At 46.8% G+C, this 22,462-nt stretch carries 18 protein-coding genes and 1 riboswitch; of the genes, 10 read left to right on the top strand and 8 right to left on the bottom strand.

Annotated features, from left to right (window positions below; genetic code table 11):
• The first annotated feature begins 455 nt into the window (after positions 1–455).
• Positions 456–1,019 (top strand): GbsR/MarR family transcriptional regulator, encoded by a 564-nt coding sequence (locus HFD99_RS06830; protein WP_016821179.1) that lies wholly within the window; start codon positions 456–458, stop codon positions 1,017–1,019.
• 152 nt (positions 1,020–1,171) lie between these two features.
• The gene (locus HFD99_RS06825) at positions 1,172–2,653 is read left to right on the top strand and encodes a carboxylesterase/lipase family protein (RefSeq protein WP_031463102.1); all 1,482 of its coding nucleotides are present in this window, start codon (positions 1,172–1,174) and stop codon (positions 2,651–2,653) included.
• Between the two features lie 140 nt (positions 2,654–2,793).
• Here HFD99_RS06825 and HFD99_RS06820 read toward each other — a convergent pair whose 3' ends face one another.
• The 6 genes from HFD99_RS06820 to HFD99_RS06795 all read right to left on the bottom strand — a co-directional run bounded on the left by HFD99_RS06820 (position 2,794) and on the right by HFD99_RS06795 (position 9,803).
• Positions 2,794–4,824: a methyl-accepting chemotaxis protein gene (locus HFD99_RS06820; RefSeq protein WP_031463103.1), complete on the bottom strand. Its 2,031-nt coding sequence runs from the start codon at positions 4,822–4,824 to the stop codon at positions 2,794–2,796.
• A 226-nt stretch (positions 4,825–5,050) separates the two neighbouring features.
• Positions 5,051–5,998: a DMT family transporter gene (locus HFD99_RS06815; protein ID WP_016821176.1), complete on the bottom strand. Its 948-nt coding sequence runs from the start codon at positions 5,996–5,998 to the stop codon at positions 5,051–5,053.
• A 171-nt stretch (positions 5,999–6,169) separates the two neighbouring features.
• Positions 6,170–6,314, bottom strand: a riboswitch (FMN riboswitch).
• A gap of 124 nt (positions 6,315–6,438) precedes the next feature.
• Positions 6,439–7,131, bottom strand: a complete 693-nt coding sequence (locus HFD99_RS06810; RefSeq protein ID WP_016821175.1) for an ABC transporter permease — start codon at positions 7,129–7,131, stop codon at positions 6,439–6,441.
• Complete coding sequence (locus tag HFD99_RS06805) at positions 7,124–8,047, bottom strand: ABC transporter ATP-binding protein (protein ID WP_016821174.1); 924 nt, start codon at positions 8,045–8,047, stop codon at positions 7,124–7,126. The genes HFD99_RS06810 and HFD99_RS06805 overlap by 8 nt, the downstream gene beginning before the upstream one ends.
• 102 nt (positions 8,048–8,149) lie before the next feature.
• A complete protein-coding gene (locus HFD99_RS06800) occupies positions 8,150–9,094 on the bottom strand; it encodes a sensor histidine kinase (protein WP_017426518.1) in 945 nt (314 codons plus the stop codon).
• Position 9,095: 1 nt separating this feature from the next.
• The gene (locus HFD99_RS06795; protein ID WP_031463104.1) at positions 9,096–9,803 is read right to left on the bottom strand and encodes a response regulator transcription factor; all 708 of its coding nucleotides are present in this window, start codon (positions 9,801–9,803) and stop codon (positions 9,096–9,098) included.
• A gap of 306 nt (positions 9,804–10,109) precedes the next feature.
• Between HFD99_RS06795 and HFD99_RS06790 the strand changes: the two genes are divergently transcribed.
• Both HFD99_RS06790 and HFD99_RS06785 read left to right on the top strand, forming a co-directional pair.
• Positions 10,110–10,613, top strand: coding sequence for a DUF6933 domain-containing protein (locus tag HFD99_RS06790; protein WP_016821171.1), 504 nt, complete (start codon positions 10,110–10,112; stop codon positions 10,611–10,613).
• A gap of 260 nt (positions 10,614–10,873) precedes the next feature.
• Positions 10,874–12,505: a formate--tetrahydrofolate ligase gene (locus tag HFD99_RS06785; RefSeq protein WP_025364300.1), complete on the top strand. Its 1,632-nt coding sequence runs from the start codon at positions 10,874–10,876 to the stop codon at positions 12,503–12,505.
• Positions 12,506–12,532: 27 nt separating this feature from the next.
• On the opposite strand, the gene HFD99_RS06780 is transcribed toward HFD99_RS06785, so the two are convergent.
• Positions 12,533–14,254, bottom strand: a complete 1,722-nt coding sequence (locus tag HFD99_RS06780; protein WP_031463105.1) for an ABC transporter substrate-binding protein — start codon at positions 14,252–14,254, stop codon at positions 12,533–12,535.
• A gap of 109 nt (positions 14,255–14,363) precedes the next feature.
• Positions 14,364–15,335, bottom strand: a complete 972-nt coding sequence (locus HFD99_RS06775; RefSeq protein WP_167440839.1) for an ABC transporter substrate-binding protein — start codon at positions 15,333–15,335, stop codon at positions 14,364–14,366.
• A 234-nt stretch (positions 15,336–15,569) separates the two neighbouring features.
• On the opposite strand from HFD99_RS06775, the gene HFD99_RS06770 reads away from it, so the two are divergent.
• The 6 genes from HFD99_RS06770 to HFD99_RS06745 all read left to right on the top strand — a co-directional run bounded on the left by HFD99_RS06770 (position 15,570) and on the right by HFD99_RS06745 (position 22,386).
• Positions 15,570–16,202, top strand: a complete 633-nt coding sequence (locus tag HFD99_RS06770; RefSeq protein WP_031463107.1) for a LysE family translocator — start codon at positions 15,570–15,572, stop codon at positions 16,200–16,202.
• Between the two features lie 110 nt (positions 16,203–16,312).
• Positions 16,313–17,590, top strand: a complete 1,278-nt coding sequence (locus tag HFD99_RS06765; protein WP_031463108.1) for an outer membrane lipoprotein-sorting protein — start codon at positions 16,313–16,315, stop codon at positions 17,588–17,590.
• A 266-nt stretch (positions 17,591–17,856) separates the two neighbouring features.
• A complete protein-coding gene (alr, locus tag HFD99_RS06760; RefSeq protein WP_031463109.1) occupies positions 17,857–19,053 on the top strand; it encodes an alanine racemase in 1,197 nt (398 codons plus the stop codon).
• A gap of 293 nt (positions 19,054–19,346) precedes the next feature.
• Positions 19,347–19,628 (top strand): CopG family ribbon-helix-helix protein, encoded by a 282-nt coding sequence (locus tag HFD99_RS06755; protein ID WP_007429334.1) that lies wholly within the window; start codon positions 19,347–19,349, stop codon positions 19,626–19,628.
• Positions 19,629–19,634: 6 nt separating this feature from the next.
• Positions 19,635–19,985: a type II toxin-antitoxin system PemK/MazF family toxin gene (locus HFD99_RS06750; RefSeq protein ID WP_007429335.1), complete on the top strand. Its 351-nt coding sequence runs from the start codon at positions 19,635–19,637 to the stop codon at positions 19,983–19,985.
• A gap of 178 nt (positions 19,986–20,163) precedes the next feature.
• Positions 20,164–22,386: a Tex family protein gene (locus tag HFD99_RS06745; protein WP_017426526.1), complete on the top strand. Its 2,223-nt coding sequence runs from the start codon at positions 20,164–20,166 to the stop codon at positions 22,384–22,386.
• Positions 22,387–22,462 lie beyond the last annotated feature (76 nt).

The following is a 22,462-nucleotide window of genomic DNA, read 5'->3' as shown; positions in this document are numbered from 1 at the left end:
GAGTATAAAAATCATAATTCTGTACATCCTGAACGGTTAATGACAAAATTAATTGTAACAGAAGCATCACTTACATTTCAAACAAAAAAACTGTTCGTAAAGTACGTACAGAAAAAACTGTACAAACTTTCCTTCGATATGCTCCTTCGTTCTTTAGAATGCTCAAACATTCGGAACTTTACAACCGATAGTGCTTTTTTTAAAATAGACAATGAAATATGACCATAACAAAAAGATTTATGTATATCCATAATTTTAAAAGTTTACTATCATTAGCAATTTTGCGAATTATGATTTTGAACGATCATGCTGTTGTAATATAGACAGAAGCTTTGCTTTTGAAACATTTCATTCAGTATTGAAAGATTTCATATATTGCGTCAAAGCTAATCCTTTACGGGTAAGTCGTTCATACTAGGTTGTGCAAAATGCTCTAAAATTAGGAGGTTGCAAGCATGAGCTTGTACCAGTTAGGTGATGAGCAGCAGGCGTCGCTGCAAAAAATTCGCAAACGTGTCATAGAAGCTATAGGTAAAAACATGGACCTATATGGGATCACTCTGTCTGCGGGGCATTTGTACGGTTTGCTTTTTTTTGCGGATAAACCGATGACGCTGGACGAGATGGGCCGTGAAATGGAAATGAGCAAAACGAGCATGAGTACAGGAGTTCGAACGTTGTTGGATCTGAAAATGGTGAACAAGGTATGGAGCAAAGGCTCACGCAAGGACTTGTATGAAGTCGAATATGACTGGTACCAAACTTTTACTGACTTCTTCGCTATTAAATGGAGAAAAGCAGTAGAAACAAATTTACTCGTACTGCGCAAAGCCATTGACGAACTGGACAAATTGATGGCGCAGGGTGAAGAATACGAGGAATTTAAGACCATTCTTCAGCAAGACCGTATGAAAATGAAGCAGGCCGTGGCTTATTACAAGTGGCTAGACCGATTGATTGATTCGATGGAAAGCGAAGAAATTTACAAGCTGATTCCGAAAGAAGAGGTTCGGGATTAAGCAAGATCCACTCATTCTGTCTACAAAATGCCGGAGCGCAAAAGCGCTTCCGGTATTTTTTGGTTTGGTCCTGCGCAAAGGGTATAATAGAGATATGTAAAGATTGATAGTATACCGTTATGTTGAACATACAAAATAAAGGAGGGTTCATGATGGAGAGTAATACAGTACATACTCGTCTAGGTCAATTACGTGGAGAAACGGGGAATGGATATCATGTGTGGAAAGGTATTCCATATGCGCAGCCTCCTGTTGGAAAACTTCGTTTTCACGGACCACAGCCTTTGGAGCCTTGGGAGGGGGTACGGGCTGCGACGAGTTTCGGACCCATCTGTCCGCAACCCATGCCCTCCGCTGAAAGTATGACCGGAAATCTGGTGGAACCGCCGCAGCAGTCCGAGGATTGCTTGTATCTGAACATTTGGACACCGGCTTCGAAGGCTCCTGAGAAGGGACGTCCGGTGCTGGTGTGGATTCATGGCGGTGCCTTTGTCACCGGGTCTGGGATTATACCTTTATATGACGGGGAACGCATGGCGAAGAATGGCAATGTTGTTGTAGTTACGATCAACTATCGGTTAGGACCGTTAGGATTTTTGCATTTGACTCCAAAGGGGAATGGGCTGACCTCAAATGCCGGACTGTTGGATCAAATTGCTGCGCTGGAATGGGTTCGGGATCATATATCTGCCTTTGGTGGCAACCCGGATGAAGTAACGGTGTTCGGTGAATCGGCAGGCGCGATGAGTATTGCCGCTCTATTGGCGATGCCAGCCGCTGAGGGGCTGTTCCAGCGTGCAATTTTGCAAAGTGGAGCATCGCAGGTGTTGCCAGCTGCACAGGCTGAGCAAGTGGCGGCTGTGTATTTGCAGCAACTGGGTGTGGACACTCAGCATCCTGAGCGATTGTTTACGCTGCCGACAGATGCGTTGATGCTCGCTATGGCTAAAACACATGAAGTCATCGGACCAGGAATGGCGATGATTTATCAACCCGTTGTAGACGGGGTGACCTTGCCGGATCTACCCCTGTCGGCAATCGCCCAAGGTTCAGCAAAACAGGTATCTGTTATGATTGGAACGAACTTGCATGAAGGGAACTATTTTATCCGCAAAGAATCCCATCTGATGAACAAGCTAACAGCACGTCAGGCATTGGAAATGATGACAGGTATGTCCGACATTGGCGACCTGATAGAACCTTTTCCAGTTACCATTGAGGGACAGGCACAAATGTTGACCGATCTCATTTTTTGGCGTCCCGCGTTGGCTCTTGCCGCTGCACAGTCGGTGTATGCATCGGTATGGATGTACCGTTTTGATTGGACACTGCCGGGCCATCCTACCTTTGGACAAGCGGTTCACGGTGCAGAAATTGCTTTTGTTTTCGATAATCTGAAGCTGCTGGATAAGCTGGGATTAGAGATTCAACCTTCTATGGAGAAGCTTGCTCATGATATGCAGCAGGCATGGGTTGCTTTTGCACGGGATGGGGAGCCTATGCTACCTGAGAGAGCATGGCCGATGTACGACAGGCAACAGCGAGCTACAGCCATTTTTCATCAGGATATTATGGTGGAACATGATCCAGAAGGGGATAGACGCCGCCAGCTAACGGGGCAGATGAGCATATAGGTAAGTACGAGGCATCGTCTAAAGGAATCAACGAAAAAGCCTTCACCCGTATTTTGTATGCGGGCGAAGGCTTTTGTTAGTAAACAGATACAGTACTGCTGAGCTTTCGTTGGTGAAAATTTCAATAATAGCTGTGGAAGCTAAATCTTAAATCGCTTAACAAGCTCTTGCAGATCCTGTGCCATGTTGGACAACTCCTGTGAGGAAGATGCGATTTCCTCCATGGCTGCCATTTGCTCTTGAGCAGCAGCGGAAGTTGTTTGTGAACTATCTGCCGAAGTGCGGGATAGGCTTGCCAAATGGGTGACAGTGGCTGAAACTTCCTCTGTACTGGCAGAGATTTGTTCAGCAGCAGCGGACACACTTTGAATTTGTTCCACGATATGAGAAGTAGAGCGTTCAATATTCGTAAAAGCACCTTCTGCATCTTGGCTGATTCGTAATCCTTCACCTACCTGATTACGAACATTACCGTTCATCGTAGCGGTAGAGCGTTGAATCAAATCGAGCATCTGCGTAATGATCTGACTGATGGAATCGGCGCTTGCCTTGGACTGTTCCGACAGCTTGCGTACCTCTATAGCGACTACAGCAAATCCACGTCCAGCTTCGCCTGCTCTGGAGGCTTCAATAGATGCGTTCAGGGACAATAAGTTAGTTTGCTTGGCAATGGCAACTATAGCCGCATTCATTTGCTTCGCATCGTCCGAGAGCTGGGATAGCTCATCCATCAGGCTAGCCGTTTGGCTTACAGCTTCCAAAATGCGGTCCATTTGTGTCCGCACATGGCTGATCATTTGACTGCCTTGAGCTACGTCCTGCTCGGTTTGTCCTGCTGAATCCACGATGGAGCTTGCCGATTCGGCAATCGTGCTGACACCCTTCGCCATTTCTTCAACAGCATTGGCGGTTTGCTCGGATGCCTCGGCGCTGGTCACTGCATTTTCCGCGGATTCCATAACTGTTTCCGCTACGTGTTGTACGGACTCCGTCGTTTGCTCTGTGCTCTCCTTGATTATCAGGGAAGAGGAAGCAAGACGGGAGGAGGTTTGGTTGACTTCGGAGACCATTGAATGCAAGGAATGCGTCATCTGGTCAAAATTCTGTGCCAGCTCGCCGAACTCGTCCTTTCTAGACAGATTAACACGTTCGGTCAGATTTCCATCACGGACGATCCGTGTTCCTGCTTGCAGCTTTTTGAGTGGGATCAGGAATGAGCGGACCATAAGCACTATGATGATCGCAGCGGCCAGTATGGAAATAACAATTACAATCAGGCTTTGCTTCAGAATCGGTTGGGCTGCATCACTGTAATCCTCCAGATCCGATAGTGCAACAATGTTCCAGCCAGTGAGAGGGTCCTTAAGTGTAAAGGCCAGTACGTCCCGATTCATAAATTGAATTTGCGACACGGAAGGAGTATCATTTTCACCGGTTGCCGCCACTTCGGGAAGGCCCTCCATGGTGTCAGCCGGTTTTTTGCCTGTCTTGGTAAAGGCTGTTCCAGTCCCAGATACAACTTTATGATCAGAATCAACAATGATGAGTCCTCCGCGTTCACCTATCTTCACAGATTGGAGACTTTCACCCATCTTGTCCAGATTCAAAGCCAATGCAACAGCTCCTTCACCGTCCTTGAGCGTTGCCGATACATTAACCACTAAGTTTCCTGTCGTAACGCTGGCAACTGGAACGCCGACGAATACCTTGCCCTTATGTAGCATTGCGTTTTTGTACCATTTTCTCTCCCTAGGATCATAATCAGCCTCCTTTTTTATCGGAGAACGGATATATTGTCCTTCCATATTGCCAAGGAGCGCGGCATCTAACTCAGGATGAGCTTTGACGATGACGTCCAACTTTTTCTGAAGTGCTTCTTGGTTGGAACCAATGGAATCAGATTCGATCTCACTGGTAAGCACGTCTACGTCTTTTATAATCGGTGCTACATACTGATTAACATTGCTTCGGATCAGATACAGATTCGTGTTTACGGAAGCAGCCATCTGCTGACTGAGCTGTGTCGTGGCCCCCTGGTAAGAAAAGTATCCAATAAGTACGCTTGGAATCAATAACACAGCCAAAAAAGATATTATTAATTTTGTCCTCATTAAATAAAACTGCTTGAGAAACCTGTTCCACCACGGAACTGTTTGTTTTGCTTTAGTCATAGTTTTTTCTCCTCTGTGTCAGATGATCACTACATAGTTTTATTCGACATAAATCGACTAATTTTATAGATGTATTCTTTAAAAACAAGGAATAGTACACTTTTTTTGAAAAAATAGGTCTTAGGAACTAATGTTAATATGAATATGAATACATAAAAAGCCAAATCAGAGATGCAAAAGCATCTTCACGATTTGGCTTGGATGAGCATGAAAGAAGATTAAGCTATTAATTTTTCTGCTGACGAGAAATCATAAAGAGTGTAATCCAGATCAGCATAAAACCAGTCAATTGCGCTACGGTAACGATTTGCTGGAAAGCGATCCAGTTAATTACGACACCAACCATGGGGAAGCTCAATTCTGCCATCGTAGCATAAGAAGCTTTGGTTGTACTTAAGCCTTTGTAATACAGTAATAAACTGAGAAGACCCGGAAGCAATGCTTGCAGCAGCAAGTTGATCATTACAGCTGCGCCCGCCCATGTACCTGTAGGCATATTCCACGGAGCATGCTCCACCGAGGTGAGAACAATGAGCAGAGGGAGCGCCACCATGAAGCGGAGGGAGGTTACTGTCTCATATTTCATCGAACGAAGCAAGTAGCTACCCATAACGGTCGAACCGCCCCACAGAACCGCTGCACCTAGTGCGAGCAGACTACCAATGTGAACAAAATCATGAACATGCCCAAAGGGAAGCGACCAACCGAAGGTTAGAAGATACGTTCCGAACAGAGCGATGACAATTAATATTCCAAAATGACGCGGTAGCATTTCCTTCAATATAACGCGGGCCAGAATAATGGCGACCAAAGGCTGAAGCTTCTGAAGCAAAAGAACTGCATTCAGATCACCGTTGCTGAGTGCCATGGTGAAAATCACACTGGCCAGTGCCGAGCCGCCCCACGAGACGAACAAAATAGCGAAAACCTGACGAAATCGTATCGTTTTGAGCTCCTCGCGATGCTTCCACAGCATCGGCGTCAGAGCGATAAAGAGCAGCACATGCTCCATCAGTACGATTTGTGCTGAGGTGAATGACTTTAACAAAATAATACGAAACAGCGGGTCTGCACCCCACAAGGCCGCTCCGATCGCGACTAGCCAAAAACCGCTTTTCATGTGGGAGCTACGATCAAAACCTTTGGATGATAGTACAGTTGATGATTGACTCATACTTATTTAGCTCCTTGCGAATACAGGACCGGTGGCACAAAAACCCCCGTCCATGGCGAAAGCCATGCAAGACGGGGGTTGATCAAATAAACTTGCCGTTTGATACAAGTTAAATGAAGTTACTGCAAAAACTATAGCGCAGCATTCATTCACTTTGCGGCATGTTCATACTTCGATCTTCTTCCATCCGGACTTTACCGTCGGCTTTGGCATCTCACCAAATCAGTCCGTATCCTGTTGCCAGATACAGAGTCGCGGGCTTAGCTCCATGAGCCATACCGCCGGTTGGGAATCTCACCCTACCCCGAAGATCCTTATTCCGTTTTTTAATTTCTCCTATAGGATATACCTGTTTTAGAATGAAGTCCAGTGAAAAATGTGTGTATATCTAACAAGGATTTTCATCTTTTTTTGAAAGCGTTTCACTAAAATCTATATTACTAAGCAATATCCTTATACTCAATGCGCCGAATTGCCGCATAAGCCACAATCATTCCCAGCACAGAGAAGCTGATTTGCACGGGGGCAATGGAGCTAAGTGTAGCGCCGTTATTATTGGAGAAAAGCAAGGCTACAACCAGAATTGAGGTCACAATAGTCGTGGGTACTGAGTATCTTCGCATTCCCATATACAGCGGAACCAATCCCATAAAGCTGGCGGCCACGGCATTGATTAGCGTCCGCGCGGATTGTTCGGCCAGTATGGAAAGAGTAAGCTTATCCGGTACAATCATGACAAACTGGTTGAGCAAATGAATCGCAGCCGTAATGATGATTTCCGATATAACAACAGACAAGAACGTAAACAGCAGCACAATCAAGAGTTTGGCGATCATCAGCTTTTGACGATGAATCGGATACATGAACAAGATTGTAATCGATTTGGACTTAAATTCTCCTACAATAAAACGGCATAGCAGAACGGAGGCAAATACAATAAATGTGGCTCTCACCATATTGTCCATGAGATCAAGAAGCTGAGCGTACTGTGTAAATTCGGGTACTCCTTCATTTTGGCTATCCAGCGCAATAATACAGAGCAACCCCAAAATACAGGCGTTGGCGATCAGTGCTGAACGGATATAACCCGCCAGATGAAGCTTTTTCATCTCCAACTGTATTAATCTAAGCATGGGGCTCACCTCCATGTAACAGACGTAAAAAGTAGTCTTCCAGCGTACTGCTTTTCTGATGAATGGAATCGACTTCTACATCATTTAAAATGAGCGTTTTCGTAATTTGCTTCTGCGGTACACTCATATCGTAAATACGTATACTCTGTTCATTGAGTACCTTTATATTATTCAGACTCAGATGATGGGAGAGGACGTAGGCCGCTTTTTTACAATCGTTGGTCGTAAATTCGATGTATTCTGTATTGGTATCCCGTACCTGTTCCATCGAAACTTCCTCAATCAGCCGTCCGTGATTAATCACGCCTATTGTATCCGCAATCTGCTCTATTTCCGCTAAAATATGACTGGATACGAGCAGCGTCATCCCATATTCCTTGCATAACATGTGGAATAACTGCCGAATTTCCTTAATTCCCACTGGGTCCAGACCATTAATTGGTTCATCCAAAATGAGTAGCTCTGGCTTGGTCGCAATGGCCCGGGCAATCCCGAGACGCTGCTTCATTCCTAGTGAAAAGTCTTTTACTGGCTTGTCACTCGCATTCCGCAAGTTCACTAATTCTAGCGCATCCCGGACAGCCTGTTTATTATAATAGCCCATGTATTCACAATGAAGTTCGAGATTTTGCTGAGCCGTCAGTCTATCATAAAAAATTGGGTATTCAATAATCGAACCCATCCGTCCGAGCAGATGATAAGAGTTTGGCGTTAGCTTTTCACCGAACAGTTCAATCTCACCCGATGTCGGCTTGAGCAGGTTGGTAATCATTTTCATGATCGTTGTCTTGCCCGCCCCATTGGGACCGAGAAAGCCATAGGTTTCCCCCTTGCGCACATTCATACTGACCCCTGCTACAATTTCATTGCCCTTCATGGCTTTGGTCAGCTGATGTGTACGTAATATGTAAGTCATGGGTGTTCTCCCTTCGTGTGCTGTTGATAATTCAAGAATAAAGGGCGAAATGTTCATTTTTCTTTCGTAATCCTTACAAATTTATTAAGTTGAGCAGCTCGCTTAATAGTTGATCTTCTTCAAGGTAAAAGAGAAGACGGTCTGCTCATAAGGTTTGCTGGTCAATTGCATCTCTCCATTCATGCATTCAACCAGGCGCTTGGCAATCGTAAGACCCAGTCCACTGCCCTGTACCGCCTTATTACGGGAATCCTCAAGTGTGTACATGCGTTCAAAAACCTTATCCTGCTCCGGCTCCTGTATGCCTTTTCCACGATCCCACACTTCTATACGCACTGTATCCTGCTGTTCTGACAGCGTCAGGCCTAGCGTTCGACCCTCTGCCCCGTAGCGAATGGCATTTGAAATCAGATTGCTCAGCACCCGCCCAATGGCTCCTTCGTTCCCCAAGGCATAAATGGGATGCTCCGGAATGTCAATATGTACCGTAAAACCCTGAGCCGTCAGCAGATCATAAAACTCCAAAATGCTGCGTCTGCACAGTTCTCCTATCTCCAGTCGGGTCAGTGGAATATCCGTATCGTTGGCTTCCAGCTTCGCCAAACTAAAAAAACTTCCGATCAGCTCAATCGCTTCGCTTGTCTTTTGATGAATTCTGGATAGCAGCTTTATACGTTCTTCTGACGAAATATCTGGATCGCCATCCAGCATCTCGGCATAACCAAGCACAACGGTAAGCGGGGTCTTGAGATCGTGAGAAATATTTGAAATCATTTTGCGCATAGCGATTTGGCTCCGGTTGTAATCGGCTGATACCCTCAAATTTAAGTCTAGTAGCCGGTTGATCTCCGTCATGAGTCGCTGCAGTTCAACGTCACCTGTGACATATAGCAGCTTTTCCGCATGATTCACGGTCACGATCCGCTCAAGTAGGGTTCGGACATTCTTGATTTTGCGCTTATAGGCTACACGTTCCCGCCAAAGCCATATGATAACGACGGACATCATGAGGACGACAATCCATTCGAAAATGATTTCGATGCTCATATCAACCATTCTCCCATTTGTAGCCGATGCCCCACAGCGTCTTAATGTGGACAGGGTGAGAGGGATCTTCTTCAATTTTCTCACGTAGGCGGCGAATATGGACGTTAATCACATTCTCATCACCCATATAATCGTCTTTCCAAATAAATCCGTATAATTGAGCTTTCGTAAAAACCCGGTTCGGATTGGATGCAAACAGCTTCAGAATATCGGATTCTTTGGCTGTTAGCTGAATTTCATTTCCATCGCGTATGACTGTAAAATGATCAAAATCAATGCGCAAATTTCCATAGGTCAACACTTGTGCTTGCGGCTGTTCCTCCTGCTGTTGCAGACGAGCATAGGTAGTCGATCTGCGGATTGCGGATTGAATACGCGCCGTCATCTCAAGCATCGAAAAAGGTTTGGCAACATAATCGTCTGCCCCGAAGCCCAGTCCAAGCGCTTTATCCACATCGCTGTCCTTAGCCGACATAATCAGAATTGGCACGGCGCTGCGGGTACGAATTTGCCGGATTACCTCCATACCATCGACCTTCGGCATCATCAGATCCACGAGTACCAGGTCGTAAGTGTGACGTTCAAAGGCAATAAGTCCTTCTTCTCCGTCATAGGCGGTGGTTAAATTGTAGCCCTCCTTGGTGAGTGCTTTGAGCAGCATTTCAGCAATAGATAGATCGTCTTCAATAAGTAAAATATGCTGTGGCATAGGTGTGGAACACCCCTAATTTTCAGATTAAGCTCGTGTGACGAACTGTACCTGAATTATATAGAGCGGTGAAGGGGATTTCCATAAAAAATATCCACTAAGAAAACGAAAATGCCCTGGATTGTCCCGAAGGAGCTACGTTCAGCAGTGTCAGGTAATTAATCATTCCCCTATCCTATACTGAAATAGTCTATAATCCGATGTTTGGAATACGGTGTTATAATTTCCGGGGCAAGCCTAGTGTGAGAGATTAGGGATGTCAGATCACGAGCTACGGTACAGAACCGTCAATAAAGGAGAGCAATGATGTTTGTTATACGGGGAACCCAAAAACTGCTGAAGGAATGGGAGACTGAACCACTTCAAGTTGATATTTATCCGCCTTTGAATAGTTGGCATGCCAGCTTGTTTTTATTGAACCGGAGAAAAAACATTGTGTTTATGCATGATATTTCCCGCTTAAGCGTCACGCTGTTTGGGATTAAAAAATCGCAGTACAAAAACCTGCCGTCTCTTTTTGTACAAACCTTGATGGAATTAATGATCAGCGAAGGGTTTGATGAACAGATCGTTAAGGCATACATACAGGAAGGCGAGCAGATGCTGGCGACTACGACGAATAGACATAGTGTGATGGTAACCTTAGATGAGATTATATTTATTATGAAGGAACTGGACATGGAGCATGGATGCGAGTTGGAAAAGAACCAGTGGAATAACCGGATTGTGTTCAAAACGGATCAATACAAGTACCCGATTGACGTTTTTAAAGAACTGCTGGAAAAGCATTATAAAGTGGAGAGTAGTTGAGAGTATAAGTGCTTACATATGGATAATTTGTTGTTCCAAGCTGTCCTGATTTCTAAAGGATTTCTGCTGATTAGGACATGCCAAAAGAGTATCCTCAAAGTTCATGCAGGCAGGGGATGCTTTTTTTATAACTCACAGGATAGTCATGCTTGCGATGAAATGAATCATAGCGCAATAAACCGTACACTTTGGTAGAATAAAATGATAAAGGGTTCGACACCATGGGTCAGACTTATAAAACGGGGGGTACATAACGAAAGATGAAGAGGATTATTGATATAGCCAAAGAAGCAGGAATTGAAGAAGAGCATCTGGAGACGTATGGCAAATATAAAGCGAAGCTGAATCCATCTCTGTGGGAGGAACTGAAGGATCGCCCGAATGGAAAGCTGGTGCTGGTTACGGCGATGAATCCCACTCCGGCTGGAGAAGGAAAAACGCTGACAACCATCGGGCTGTCCCAGGCACTCAACGCGATGGGGCATAAAACCGTTGCTGCGCTGCGTGAGCCGTCCCTTGGACCTTGCTTTGGGATGAAAGGTGGAGCCACCGGGGGAGGACAGGCCCAGATTGTTCCGGCGGAAGACATTAATCTGCATTTTACAGGGGATATACATGCGATTTCGGCAGCACATAATTTGCTGGCAGCGATGATTGATAACCATTTGTTCCATGGAAATGCTTTGCGGCTGAAGCCAGACCGAATCGTGTGGAAACGGGCTGTCGATATGAATGACCGGAGCTTGCGAAGTATTGTGACTGGATTGGGAACGGGGAATGGAGCGGTAAGAGAAAGCGGCTTTCTGATTACCTCGGCCTCGGAAGTCATGGCGGTGCTATGCTTAAGTGAAAATATGAACGATCTTAAAGTACGGTTGGGTCGGATGGTGATTGGATATAACGAATCCGGTGAAGCGGTAACAGCAGAGGATCTGCACGCGGTGGAAGGAATGGCTGTGCTGCTTCGGGAAGCATTAAAGCCTAATCTAGTGCAGACGTTGGAAGGCACTCCGGTTATTGTGCATGGTGGACCTTTTGCTAATATTGCCCATGGATGTAGCAGTCTGATCGGTACAAAGCTGGCGTTGAAGCTGGGAGAGGTCGTCGTCACAGAGGCGGGATTTGGGGCTGAGCTGGGAGCGGAAAAGTTCTTTGACATCAAGTGCCGTCAATCCGGCTTGCAACCTGATGCGGCTGTGCTGGTTGTAACCGCCAAAGCGCTGAAATATAACGGCGGTGTAGCTAAACAGGAGCTGGATGCGGAAAATTTGGAGCAATTGCAACTCGGATTAGCCAATATGAGCCGGCATGTACGGAATTTGCAAAAGTTTGGTGTGCCTGTCTTGGTGGCGATTAACCATTTTGTAACAGATAGCGAAGCTGAGTTGGATTTGATTTTCTCAGAATGCCGCAAGCTGAGTGTACCCTCAGAGCTTTCACAAGTATGGGCGCAGGGAAGCCAAGGGGGAGAAAAATTGGCCCAAAGCCTGCTGAACTTACTTCAGAAGGATAAAGCCCATTTTGCGCCGCTATATGATCATACGCTTGATTTACAAGCGAAAATTAGTGTCATTGCCAAGGAGATTTACGGTGCGGCAGAGGTGGCTTACACGCCTGCAGCCAAACGGGCGTTGGCTGGTATGGAGCAGCTTGGTTTTGGACAACTGCCTGTATGTATGGCCAAAACGCCGTATTCTTTCTCAGATCAACCTTCCTTGCTAGGTGCGCCGGAGGGGTTCACCATTCACGTGTCCAGCGTATCATTGTCCGCAGGCGCAGGCTTTGTAGTCGTGGAAACAGGTAATACCATGACGATGCCAGGATTGCCCAAATCTCCAGCAGCTGAGCATATGTCGCTGGAGGCAGATGGGACTATTCAAGGACTCATGTAGCTTTTGAAAAATAGCAGCATTTCAGCATCAATGAACGAGCAGTTTGGGCAGTGCAGTGAGCAGCTTTTGCCGAGTCATGGCATCGCTCCAGTTCCAGCGGTCTGCTTCTACGAAATATACCTGGCCTTGACGCACAGCAGGGAGGCTATGCCAGAGAGGGCTGTTGAGCATGCATTCCAGCGTATGCTTGGAGTCTGGTGCCGTAGGGACGAGCATAAATATGCGATCGCCAGCGTAATCAGGCAATTCGTTTGGATTAATTTCTGCGAAGCCCAGTCCCTCATCAAGCATCTTTTGGATTGGCTCGACAGGCTGGAAGCCGTGCGGGTGGTAGAGGGCCGATGAGAATCCGGACATGCCCATGACAAAGAGCCGATCGCCATGGTCGAAGATAAAAACAGAGGCGGTTTCTCCGGCTGTGATATGCGTGCTGAGCTGCTGCCACATCGCCAGATTACGAGCGGTGAAGGTCGCTAACCAGCGTTCGGCCTCTTGTTCCTTATCGAGCCATGCGCCAAGTGTACGCAGTCGTTCCTCCAGGGCGGCAAAGGAGTTGAAGGTGAGGGTGGGCGCGATGCTTGCAATACGCTCGTATTCCTGTTCATCCGAGTTAGCGATGATAATCAGATCAGGATCAAGAGCGCTGGTCAAGCGGGTATCCAGCGGAAGTCCCACGTCAGTTACGTTCTCAAGACGATGCTTATAGACGCTGTATTCACTGAGCCGCAGGCTTCCGCCTATGGCTGTGGCTCCTAACGCGAGCAAATCGCCCATCGTTTCTCCGTGGTAGATGATGCGGCTCGCTCGACGAGGGATATGAATATGGTGGCCAGTCCAATCCTTAACGCACACAGAACTGGGAGCGGAAAGCGCATATTTACCCGGCGGAACCCCGGTTATTTGCCTAAAACGCCGATTAAAATAATATTCGTCAGAGAAACCCACCTGACGGGCAATTTCACGTAAAGGCCGTTTGCATTCCAGCAGCAGCCGCTTGGCATGGTTCAAGCGCAGCTCAGTGAGGTAATGCAACGGCTTTTTGCCCGTTATTTTGCGAAACAGCTGGGAGTATTGCCATATGGAAACGTTGGCCTGTTCGGCAAGCTGCTTGACGGTAATAGGCTTTTCGTAGTGGTTTTCCATATATGCAAGGGTGCTTTCCACCGATGCAGGCAATGTCGGATTAAAGCCCTCGTTATGCTTAATAGGGACGTGGGCTTCCTGCCACAGTAAGAGCAGCTCTTGAAACATGATTTGCTGACGCAATGCAGTGGTTTGTCTATGCGGCTGTATTGTTTGTTGGGTGCTATAAAATAACTCTTCGGCCAACTGAATAGGCTTGAAGGAAGAGGAAACGATGTATTCACGCGGTTCTGGCAGGACAGATCCATGATATATGGATGGCATGCCCGTTGCGTTTTCAACCAAGGTCGCGTCCGATTGTGGATCCAACGGCATGGTAATGACCTTGAACGTGATTTTGTAGTATTCAGGAACAGTTCCATCCAAGGGAGCGATGCGATAGGATTCGCCAGGAGTTAACCAATACCCATAACCTGAATGGAATACATATTGTTCTTGACCCACATCCACCCTACCAGCCCCGCCGATGAACATAAGCAGACAGTGATCGGAATTTGATTGAGATATTAGTCCAACGGTAGGCTCACTAACCAACACAATTCCTTTAAAATGAAAAAGCAGTGTGTTGGGTGGAGGTGAATTTACAGACGACGAAGGCTGATTCACGGTGTAAAGCTCCTTTTACTGAGAATGGTTATCATATATGCATAAGTATACCTCCTTTAAGTTCAACAAAAAAGAAGCCTATCAACAAGGACGATAGGCTTCTCCAATCTTATTTTATGAGCTTGGGCATTTCCTCCAGCAACCATTCCCGAGTAGATGCATCACTTTCGGTTTTGCCAATGTCCTGCATGTACACATGTCCCTGCTTGACAGCAGGGAGCTGAAGCCACAGCTTGCTTTTCATTAATTGTTCGGTGGATTGCTGGGCTTCTGAACTTGGAGTGCTTAGTATGAAAATCCGATCTCCAGCGTATTGTCCGATTACTTCCTGTGATAATTGCACGAATCCTTTGTCCTCATCCAGCGCTTTCTGAATAAGAGAAGTAGGCTTGAGACCATTCTCTTCATATAGTATCTGTGACAGGCCTGTCCGTGCCATGACGAACAAACGGTCACCGGGATAGTAGGTAAAGACCGAAGCTGTTTCATCCGACTTAACACCTTGCGCATGAAGTTTGGTCCACATCTCTGCTTCCTTGATTTTATATTGGGCAAGCCAGTCCTCAGCAGCCTTTTTCTTGTTCACAATGTCTCCGAGATGTAGCAAACGATCGTTCAGTGGAGCGAAGGTATCGAACATAATTGTAGGTGCAATTTTCGTTAACGCTGCGTATTGTTTTTCATCCGTATCGGCGGTGATGATTAGGTCTGGTTGTAGAGCCAATGTTTTTTCTAAATCAATGGGAAATCCTAGGTCCGATACATTCTGAACTTTTTTCTCATATATCTTTCCCTCGATCATAGAAGTCGATGTACCAACAGCCTGTACGCCTAAAACCAATAGATCCCCATAGTTTTCTCCGAAGTAAGCAATGCGCCCAGGAGTCGTGGGAATGTTTACTGTATGTCCCTTATAGTCTGTGTAGGCACGAGTTGTGGCAGCTTCCGAGGTTGTAGATGCTGTTGTGTTGCTGCTTGCAGTCTGCTTATCAGATGCGCCGCATCCTAGTAGCAATGCCCCCATAAGAGAGAATAGACAGATCAGAGCAGTGTATTGCCGAGTAGATTTTTTGTTGGTCATAGCAGCCTCCGTATAATATAATAGTTCATAAATTTGCAAATGAGAATTATTATCACAAAAGCAATGATAAGTGCTGGAACCTCAATACTCAATGGACAAACTTGGTCAATGAATCCGATTTTGTACAAAATAAGTCTCATGTGTTTTAAGCTCATACAGGCTTCAACATTTTATTGATTTGTCTTTTTTTATAATATAGAATAACGTTTTTATACATTTGAAAGGGGTTTTGAAATGGCATTGTTTATTACATATGTTTTACTAGGTTTCTCCATAGCATTACCTTTAGGTACCATTACGGTTGAAATGACGAAGCAAGGGCTAAAGAATGGATTTATGCATGGATGGATTGTGGGGCTCGGGGGGATGACCATCGATTTGTTATTAATCATTGGTTTATATTTTGGTCTGGCCTCTGTTCTGTCCTTACCTGTTGTACAGGTGATCATGTGGCTCGTTGGAGCCATATTTCTGTGCTACGTGGGGTACGACAGCATTAAAAATGCGGATCATGATATTGCACTAGAAGGAGAGAAAAAGACGAAATCATTATTTTCTTCCTATAAAAATGGGCTGCTTGTAGCTGTTTCACCAGGGAATTTAGTGTTCTGGGTAAGTGTTTTTGGGACTGTGCTGGCAAGTTCATTTGATCGGTCAAATACAAGTCAATTTTTGATTGTTGGCTTAGGTATTTTGTTTGGTATTCTTATTCATGATTTAGGTTTGATGACCCTCGTAGCGACAACACGAAAAGCCATGAACCGAACCGCCATCAAGTGGGTTACAATCTGTGCCGGTGTGGTTTTGATTGGTTTTTCAGTTTATTTCTTGTATGAATTTATGATCAGTCTCCAAAAGATTTTATAGCATGACACAAGGATACGCTCAAGCTTGTCATGCCAGTCTGCATAAATCGAACAAGTCCTTCATAGACATGTACTAATTCATTTAAAACATGTGCTGAAGGGGTTGATGACATGCGCCGGATTTCATGGATGCTTGCCATGGTCATGTGTGTAACGTTGCTGCTGGCCGGGTGCGGCAAGAAGAGCGCAGACGATGTGGTTAAAGATTTGAGTGACGTGGTGAGCGACCTGAACAGCTACCACGGTACAGCTTTGATGACGCTGCATACCGGCGACACGCCGCAGGAATACAAGGTGGATATTTCCTATCGCAAGCCGTCCTATTACCGAATTGCCATGACGAACGAGAAAAAAGATGTTACGCAAATTGTGCTTCGTAATGATGAGGGTGTATTTGTACTGACCCCCAGCCTGAACAAAAGCTTCCGTTTCAAGAGCGACTGGCCAAACAATCAGGGTCAGGTATATTTATATGAGACGCTGGTTCGCAGCATTATCGGTGATGCTTCCCGTCAGTTGGCTACCGACGATAAATCCTATGTGTTTGATGTGGCCGCGAACTACAATAGCCATGCGCTGGTAAGGCAAAAGATTTGGCTATCCAAAAACAACTATGCCCCTACTCAGGTACAGGTATCTGATGCGAATGCCAAGGTGGTTGTCGATCTGAAATTCGATCAATTTGCTTTTGATACGAAGTTTGACAAGGATTCCTTTGATATGGAGCGGAACATGGCTTCCGGAAAAACGAATGCAGGTAGCGAGGGATCGCCATCTTCAGGGGCAGTGGATTCCAGCGGTCCGCTTGATACGACCGGTACGTTAGAAGGGACGACTGGCGTGACGTCCGGTGAAGCCGGACAAGAGCAGGGAACCGTAGGGGGCGATGTCCAGCAACCGTCTGGTGAAGCGAAGAGCGACGGAGCTGTCACTGGCGATACGTCCAAGCCGCAAGCAGCAGCTAACGCAGAGGAGCAGCAACAGACACCGGGCACAGCGGATGCTGCAACTGGAACGTCAGCGGGAACGGATGCCGCAGAAGCTGTGTTGGGTGAGTTCGGCTTGATTGAACCGTCCTACACGCCAGCCGGAGTACAAATCAAGGATACGCCGGAGCTGGAGGATAATGGTACACATGCAGTGATGCTGCGGTATAGCGGAACGTATAACTATACCATTGTAGAGGCGCGTCCAAAAGATCGGGCGGTCGCATTGACGGCAGGCGAACTGGTTGATATTGGAGGAAGTTTTGCCGTGCTGACAGGAAGTGAACAGCAGACGATGACCTGGATGAATGATGGAATAGAGTTCAGAATCACCAGTGCTGACTTGCCTGTGAGCGAAATGATACAAATTGCCGCTTCTATACAGGAACAATCGGGTAAATAAAATTTTATAGACGGATGCAGACGGTCTAGAGTGTAAAATGCTCTGCTACCGCCCGTATCCGTCTTTTGTTCATTCGCAGTCTAAGATGTGCATCGCTTGTATATCTTGTTCTATTGTAAAGATGGTAGAGGAGGCTGCAGAGCCCCCTGCCATTGACAGCCACGTCTCTGAACATTACCATTAACCTTTGGAAGCAAGGATTTTGCTATATCCAAAATGGTAAAAGGTTACGTTACAGGCTAACAATTGAAGAAGGTGACTGGATTTTGCAAGCACAATACAGATCGACCCGGGCCGAAATCAACCTGGATCACCTTGGCGCCAACTATGAGGCCTTTCGCAAGGCATTGCCTGCGGATAAGCTGATGCTGGTCTGTGTCAAGGCTAATGCCTACGGTCACGGTGCCGTAGAAATTTCAAAGGAAATGGAACGCCTTGGTGCGGATTATTTGAGCGTCGCTTTTCTGGATGAGGCTCTGGAGCTTCGTCATGCGGGGGTTGGACTGCCGATCCTGGTGCTCGGCTACACCTCACCTGAAGCTGTCCAAACAGCTTGGGAGCATGATATCTCATTGACTGTGTTTAGTGAGGAAGTGCTGGAGGGTATCCGCAGATTGGACCGCCAAGGAAGCGAACGCAAGCTGAAGGTGCACATCAAAATAGACAGCGGTATGGGAAGACTCGGTTTGCTGCCTGGAGAAGCAGCTTTGGCTTTTGTCCGGCAGGTTCACGAATTAGAGCAGGTGCTGCTGGAAGGCATGTACACCCATTTTGCCCGTGCGGATGAAGAAGATAAAAGCTATACACTGCTACAATATGATCGGTTTCGGGGCGTGGCGGATGCGCTAAGGGAACAAGGTATTTCTATTCCCATTATACATACGGGCAACAGCGCGGCCACCATTGATACCCCTTCCCTTTCCCCCAATATGGTGCGGATTGGCATCAGTATATACGGTCTGTATCCGTCTGATGAGGTTAACCGGCAAGTCATTGAACTGTTGCCTGTATTGTCATTAAAGACGGCGGTGGTTTATACCAAGACGCTTCCTCCCGGCTGGGGGGTTAGCTACGGCACCCGGTATGTGACCTCTGATGAAGAGCGGATCGGCACACTGCCAATTGGTTATGCGGATGGATACTCCCGCATGCTAAGTGGGAAGGTCGAAGTGTTGATACGCGGTCGTCGCGTCCCTGTACTCGGTACGATCTGCATGGACCAGTGTATGGTATCCTTACAATCTTTCGCAGAGGATGCGGAAGAAATCCAAACCGGCGAAGAGGTTGTTCTCATCGGCCAGCAGTCCGGCGAAATCATTGCGGCGGATGAGCTGGCATCCAAGCTTGGTACAATCCACTACGAGGTGATCTGCATGATCGCAGACAGGGTACCGCGTGTTTACACGCGAGATCATGTTCCTGTCGTTCGGGTGAACTCGCTTCTTCCAACCCGCTGGAATTAATTTCATAACGCAAATTACCGGATAAAAGCAGGAGTTTTCGTAGAACGTCCCGAAATATGTACAAAGGAAAGAAAAGAGCGCTATAACTGTCAAAAGACGCACTAGGCTCCGCTGACACTTGTATTTCGGGGATCAAACGCCTGTACGAAAACGAACTGCGTAGTTTATAATGGAATGCAGCATAGATGATATACGCATATCATATACATTCTCTTATATTCCGTTTGAATAAATTACCGGGAATAACGTTATAATGGTACAATGGCGACAAGGTTTTGGGGGTGGAAGAGAAGTTGGCCAATTTGCAGAACACCAAAAGAATAATGATCAGTTTGCCAGATCATCTCTTGCAGGAAGTGGACGGGATCGTAGCTATGGAGAATTCCAACCGCAGTGAATTTATCAGGCAGGCAATGAAGCTTTATGTAGGTGAACGTAAAAAACGTTACATTCGTGAAGCTATGCAGCGTGGATACATGGAAATGGCTAAAATTAACCTGACCATGGCATCTGAAGCCTTTCACGCGGAGGAAGATGCAAACAGCACCTTGGGCCGTACAGTTAGCGGGGTGTAATCCATATTGATCGTAAAGCGCGGCGACGTTTTTTTTGCAGACCTTTCACCCGTAGTCGGTTCCGAGCAAGGTGGCGTCAGACCTGTGCTGATCATTCAAAATGATATCGGCAACCGGTTTAGCCCTACCGTGATCGTAGCAGCCATCACAGCACAGATTCAGAAGGCAAAGCTGCCTACACACGTGGAAATCGACGCGGCGACGCATGGCTTTGATCGTGATTCTGTTGTTCTTCTGGAGCAAATCCGGACGATCGACAAGCAAAGGCTTACCGACAAAATCACCCATTTGGATGAAGAAACCATGCGCAAAGTGAGCGATTCGCTACAGATCAGTCTCGGTTTGATTGATTTTTAGTATGATGGAACGACGAGTGAAACGGGAAAGGACAGCGCTCTAGCGCTGTCCTTTTGCATGTCCGAAGAAAAATACAGGTAGGGCTTGCTTTTACGTCACCTGCTGGCGCTTTGAATCATTTTTTGTGATAATAAAAGACATGATGTATGACAAGAGCTGTGAGGAAGAAGGGATAGGTTTGTCTAACGAGGAAATGAAGACGGAAATTGGGCAGGAGCCGAACGAAGCAGAACGCCAAGAACGGATTGTCAAACAAGTGGCGAGAGAGCTGTCGCTGGCACTCAAGCAAATCCGGACAACGATCAGTTTATTGGATGAAGGAAATACAATTCCTTTTATCGCGCGTTATCGTAAGGAAATGACAGGAGAGCTGGATGAAAATCAGCTGCGTGAAATTGAAGATCGTGTGCTGTATTTACGTAATCTGGAGGATCGTAAGGTAGAGGTCATCCGCATTATTGATGAACAGGGCAAGCTGACTGAAGAGCTGCAGGCTGCTATCACCTCTGCGGTTAAACTTCAGGAAGTGGAAGATCTATACCGTCCATATCGGCAAAAGCGCAAGACTCGCGCCAGTGTGGCAAAGGAACGGGGGTTGGAGCCGCTATCCATCTGGATTTGGGGTCAGCCGAAGCAGGGTGATGTTTTGAAAGAAGCTGAATCCTATGTGAATGCTGAGCTGGGAGTCGAAACCCCTGAGGCAGCTATCCAAGGAGCTATGGATATTTTGGCCGAAAATATAGCTGATGATGCGGCTATTCGCCAATGGGTGCGCCGATACACGCTGGATCATGGGATGCTGACCTCTGAAGCGAAGGATACCGAGCAAGAGTCTGTGTATGAGAATTACTATAGCTATCGTGAGCTGGCTAAAAAAATGCCGCCTCACCGTATTCTGGCGATTAATCGCGGGGAGCGGGAAGGCATTCTTAAGGTTGGTCTGGAGGTAGCACCAGATTCCATCTACAATTATGTGGCTGGCCAAGTGATTAAAGGATCGTCTGTGGTGGAAGACCTGCTACGCAGTGTCATTGAGGATGCGTATAAAAGACTTATCGCGCCATCTATCGAACGTGAAGTGCGCGCTGAAATGACAGAGAAGGGTGAACAGCAGGCCATCTCTATCTTTGCAGGCAATTTGCGCAGCCTGTTGCTACAGGCTCCGATCAAGGGGCGTCGTGTGCTTGGAGTCGATCCGGCCTATCGGACAGGCTGCAAGCTGGCAGTTGTCGATGACACAGGCAAGCTGCTGGAAGTGGCTGTGACATATCCAACACCGCCGAACAACAAGAAACGTGAGGCTGCCGAAACGTTCAAGCAGCTGATTGCCAAATACGACATCGAGTTGATTGTCATTGGTAACGGAACCGCATCACGCGAGACAGAGCAATTCGTAGCCGAAGTTATCGCGGATATTGGTGACAACAGCCTCGCGTATCTGATCGTCAATGAGGCAGGTGCGAGCGTATACTCTGCCTCCAAGCTGGCACAGGAAGAATTTCCTGATTTGGACGTAGCTGAGCGCAGTGCGGCGTCCATCGCGCGTCGTGTGCAGGACCCGCTGGCTGAGCTGGTCAAGATTGAGCCGAAGGCCATTGGTGTAGGTCAATACCAGCATGATGTGTCGCAGAAACATCTGGATGAGAGCTTGAAGGACGTTGTGGAATCGGCTGTTAACCACGTCGGTGTGGATGTGAACACGGCTTCCTCGGCGCTGTTGTCCTACGTAGCAGGGATCAACGCTACTATTGCTAAAAACATCGTTAAGTATCGTGAGGAAAACGGTAAATTCAGCAACCGTCGTCAGTTGCAGAAGGTGCCGCGACTTGGCGCAAAAACCTACGAGCAATCCGTTGGCTTTATCCGTATACCGGGTGGAGAAAATCCACTGGATCGCACACCGATTCACCCTGAATCGTATGCTGTCGTAGACCGTCTGTTGGCGGAGCTAGGTATCAGTGCCCATGATCTGGGTTCGAAAGTTGCAACAGAAGCGCTGAATGTGTCTAATATTGATCAGCTGGCTGCGAAGCTGGAAGTTGGTGTACCAACATTGCGGGATATTTTGGACAGCCTCCAGCGACCAGGTCGTGACCCGCGCGACGAGTTGCCATTGCCTGTATTCCGCAAGGATGTGTTGAAGATCGAGGATCTGGCACCGGGTATGGAACTTCAGGGAACGGTCCGCAATGTCATTGATTTCGGTGCATTTGTGGATATCGGTATTAAAAGTGACGGGTTGGTTCATATTTCACAGCTGCGCAGTGGTTTTGTTAAGCATCCGATGGATGTTGTATCTGTTGGTGATAACGTAACCGTGTGGGTGTTGAATGTTGATTTGAAAAAAGGCAGGGTAGGTCTGACTATGAAACCTCCCGCAGATGCGCAGTCACAGGCATAGTGCTTTAAATAAAGCTGTATAACCTTTTGTGAGAGTAAAAAAAGCCGGAATCTCCGAATCATATTGGAGACTCCGG

This window comes from Paenibacillus sp. EKM301P (assembly GCF_011800295.1).
Taxonomy (GTDB): domain Bacteria; phylum Bacillota; class Bacilli; order Paenibacillales; family Paenibacillaceae; genus Paenibacillus; species Paenibacillus polymyxa.
This window is presented reverse-complemented; position numbering and strand designations above follow the sequence as displayed.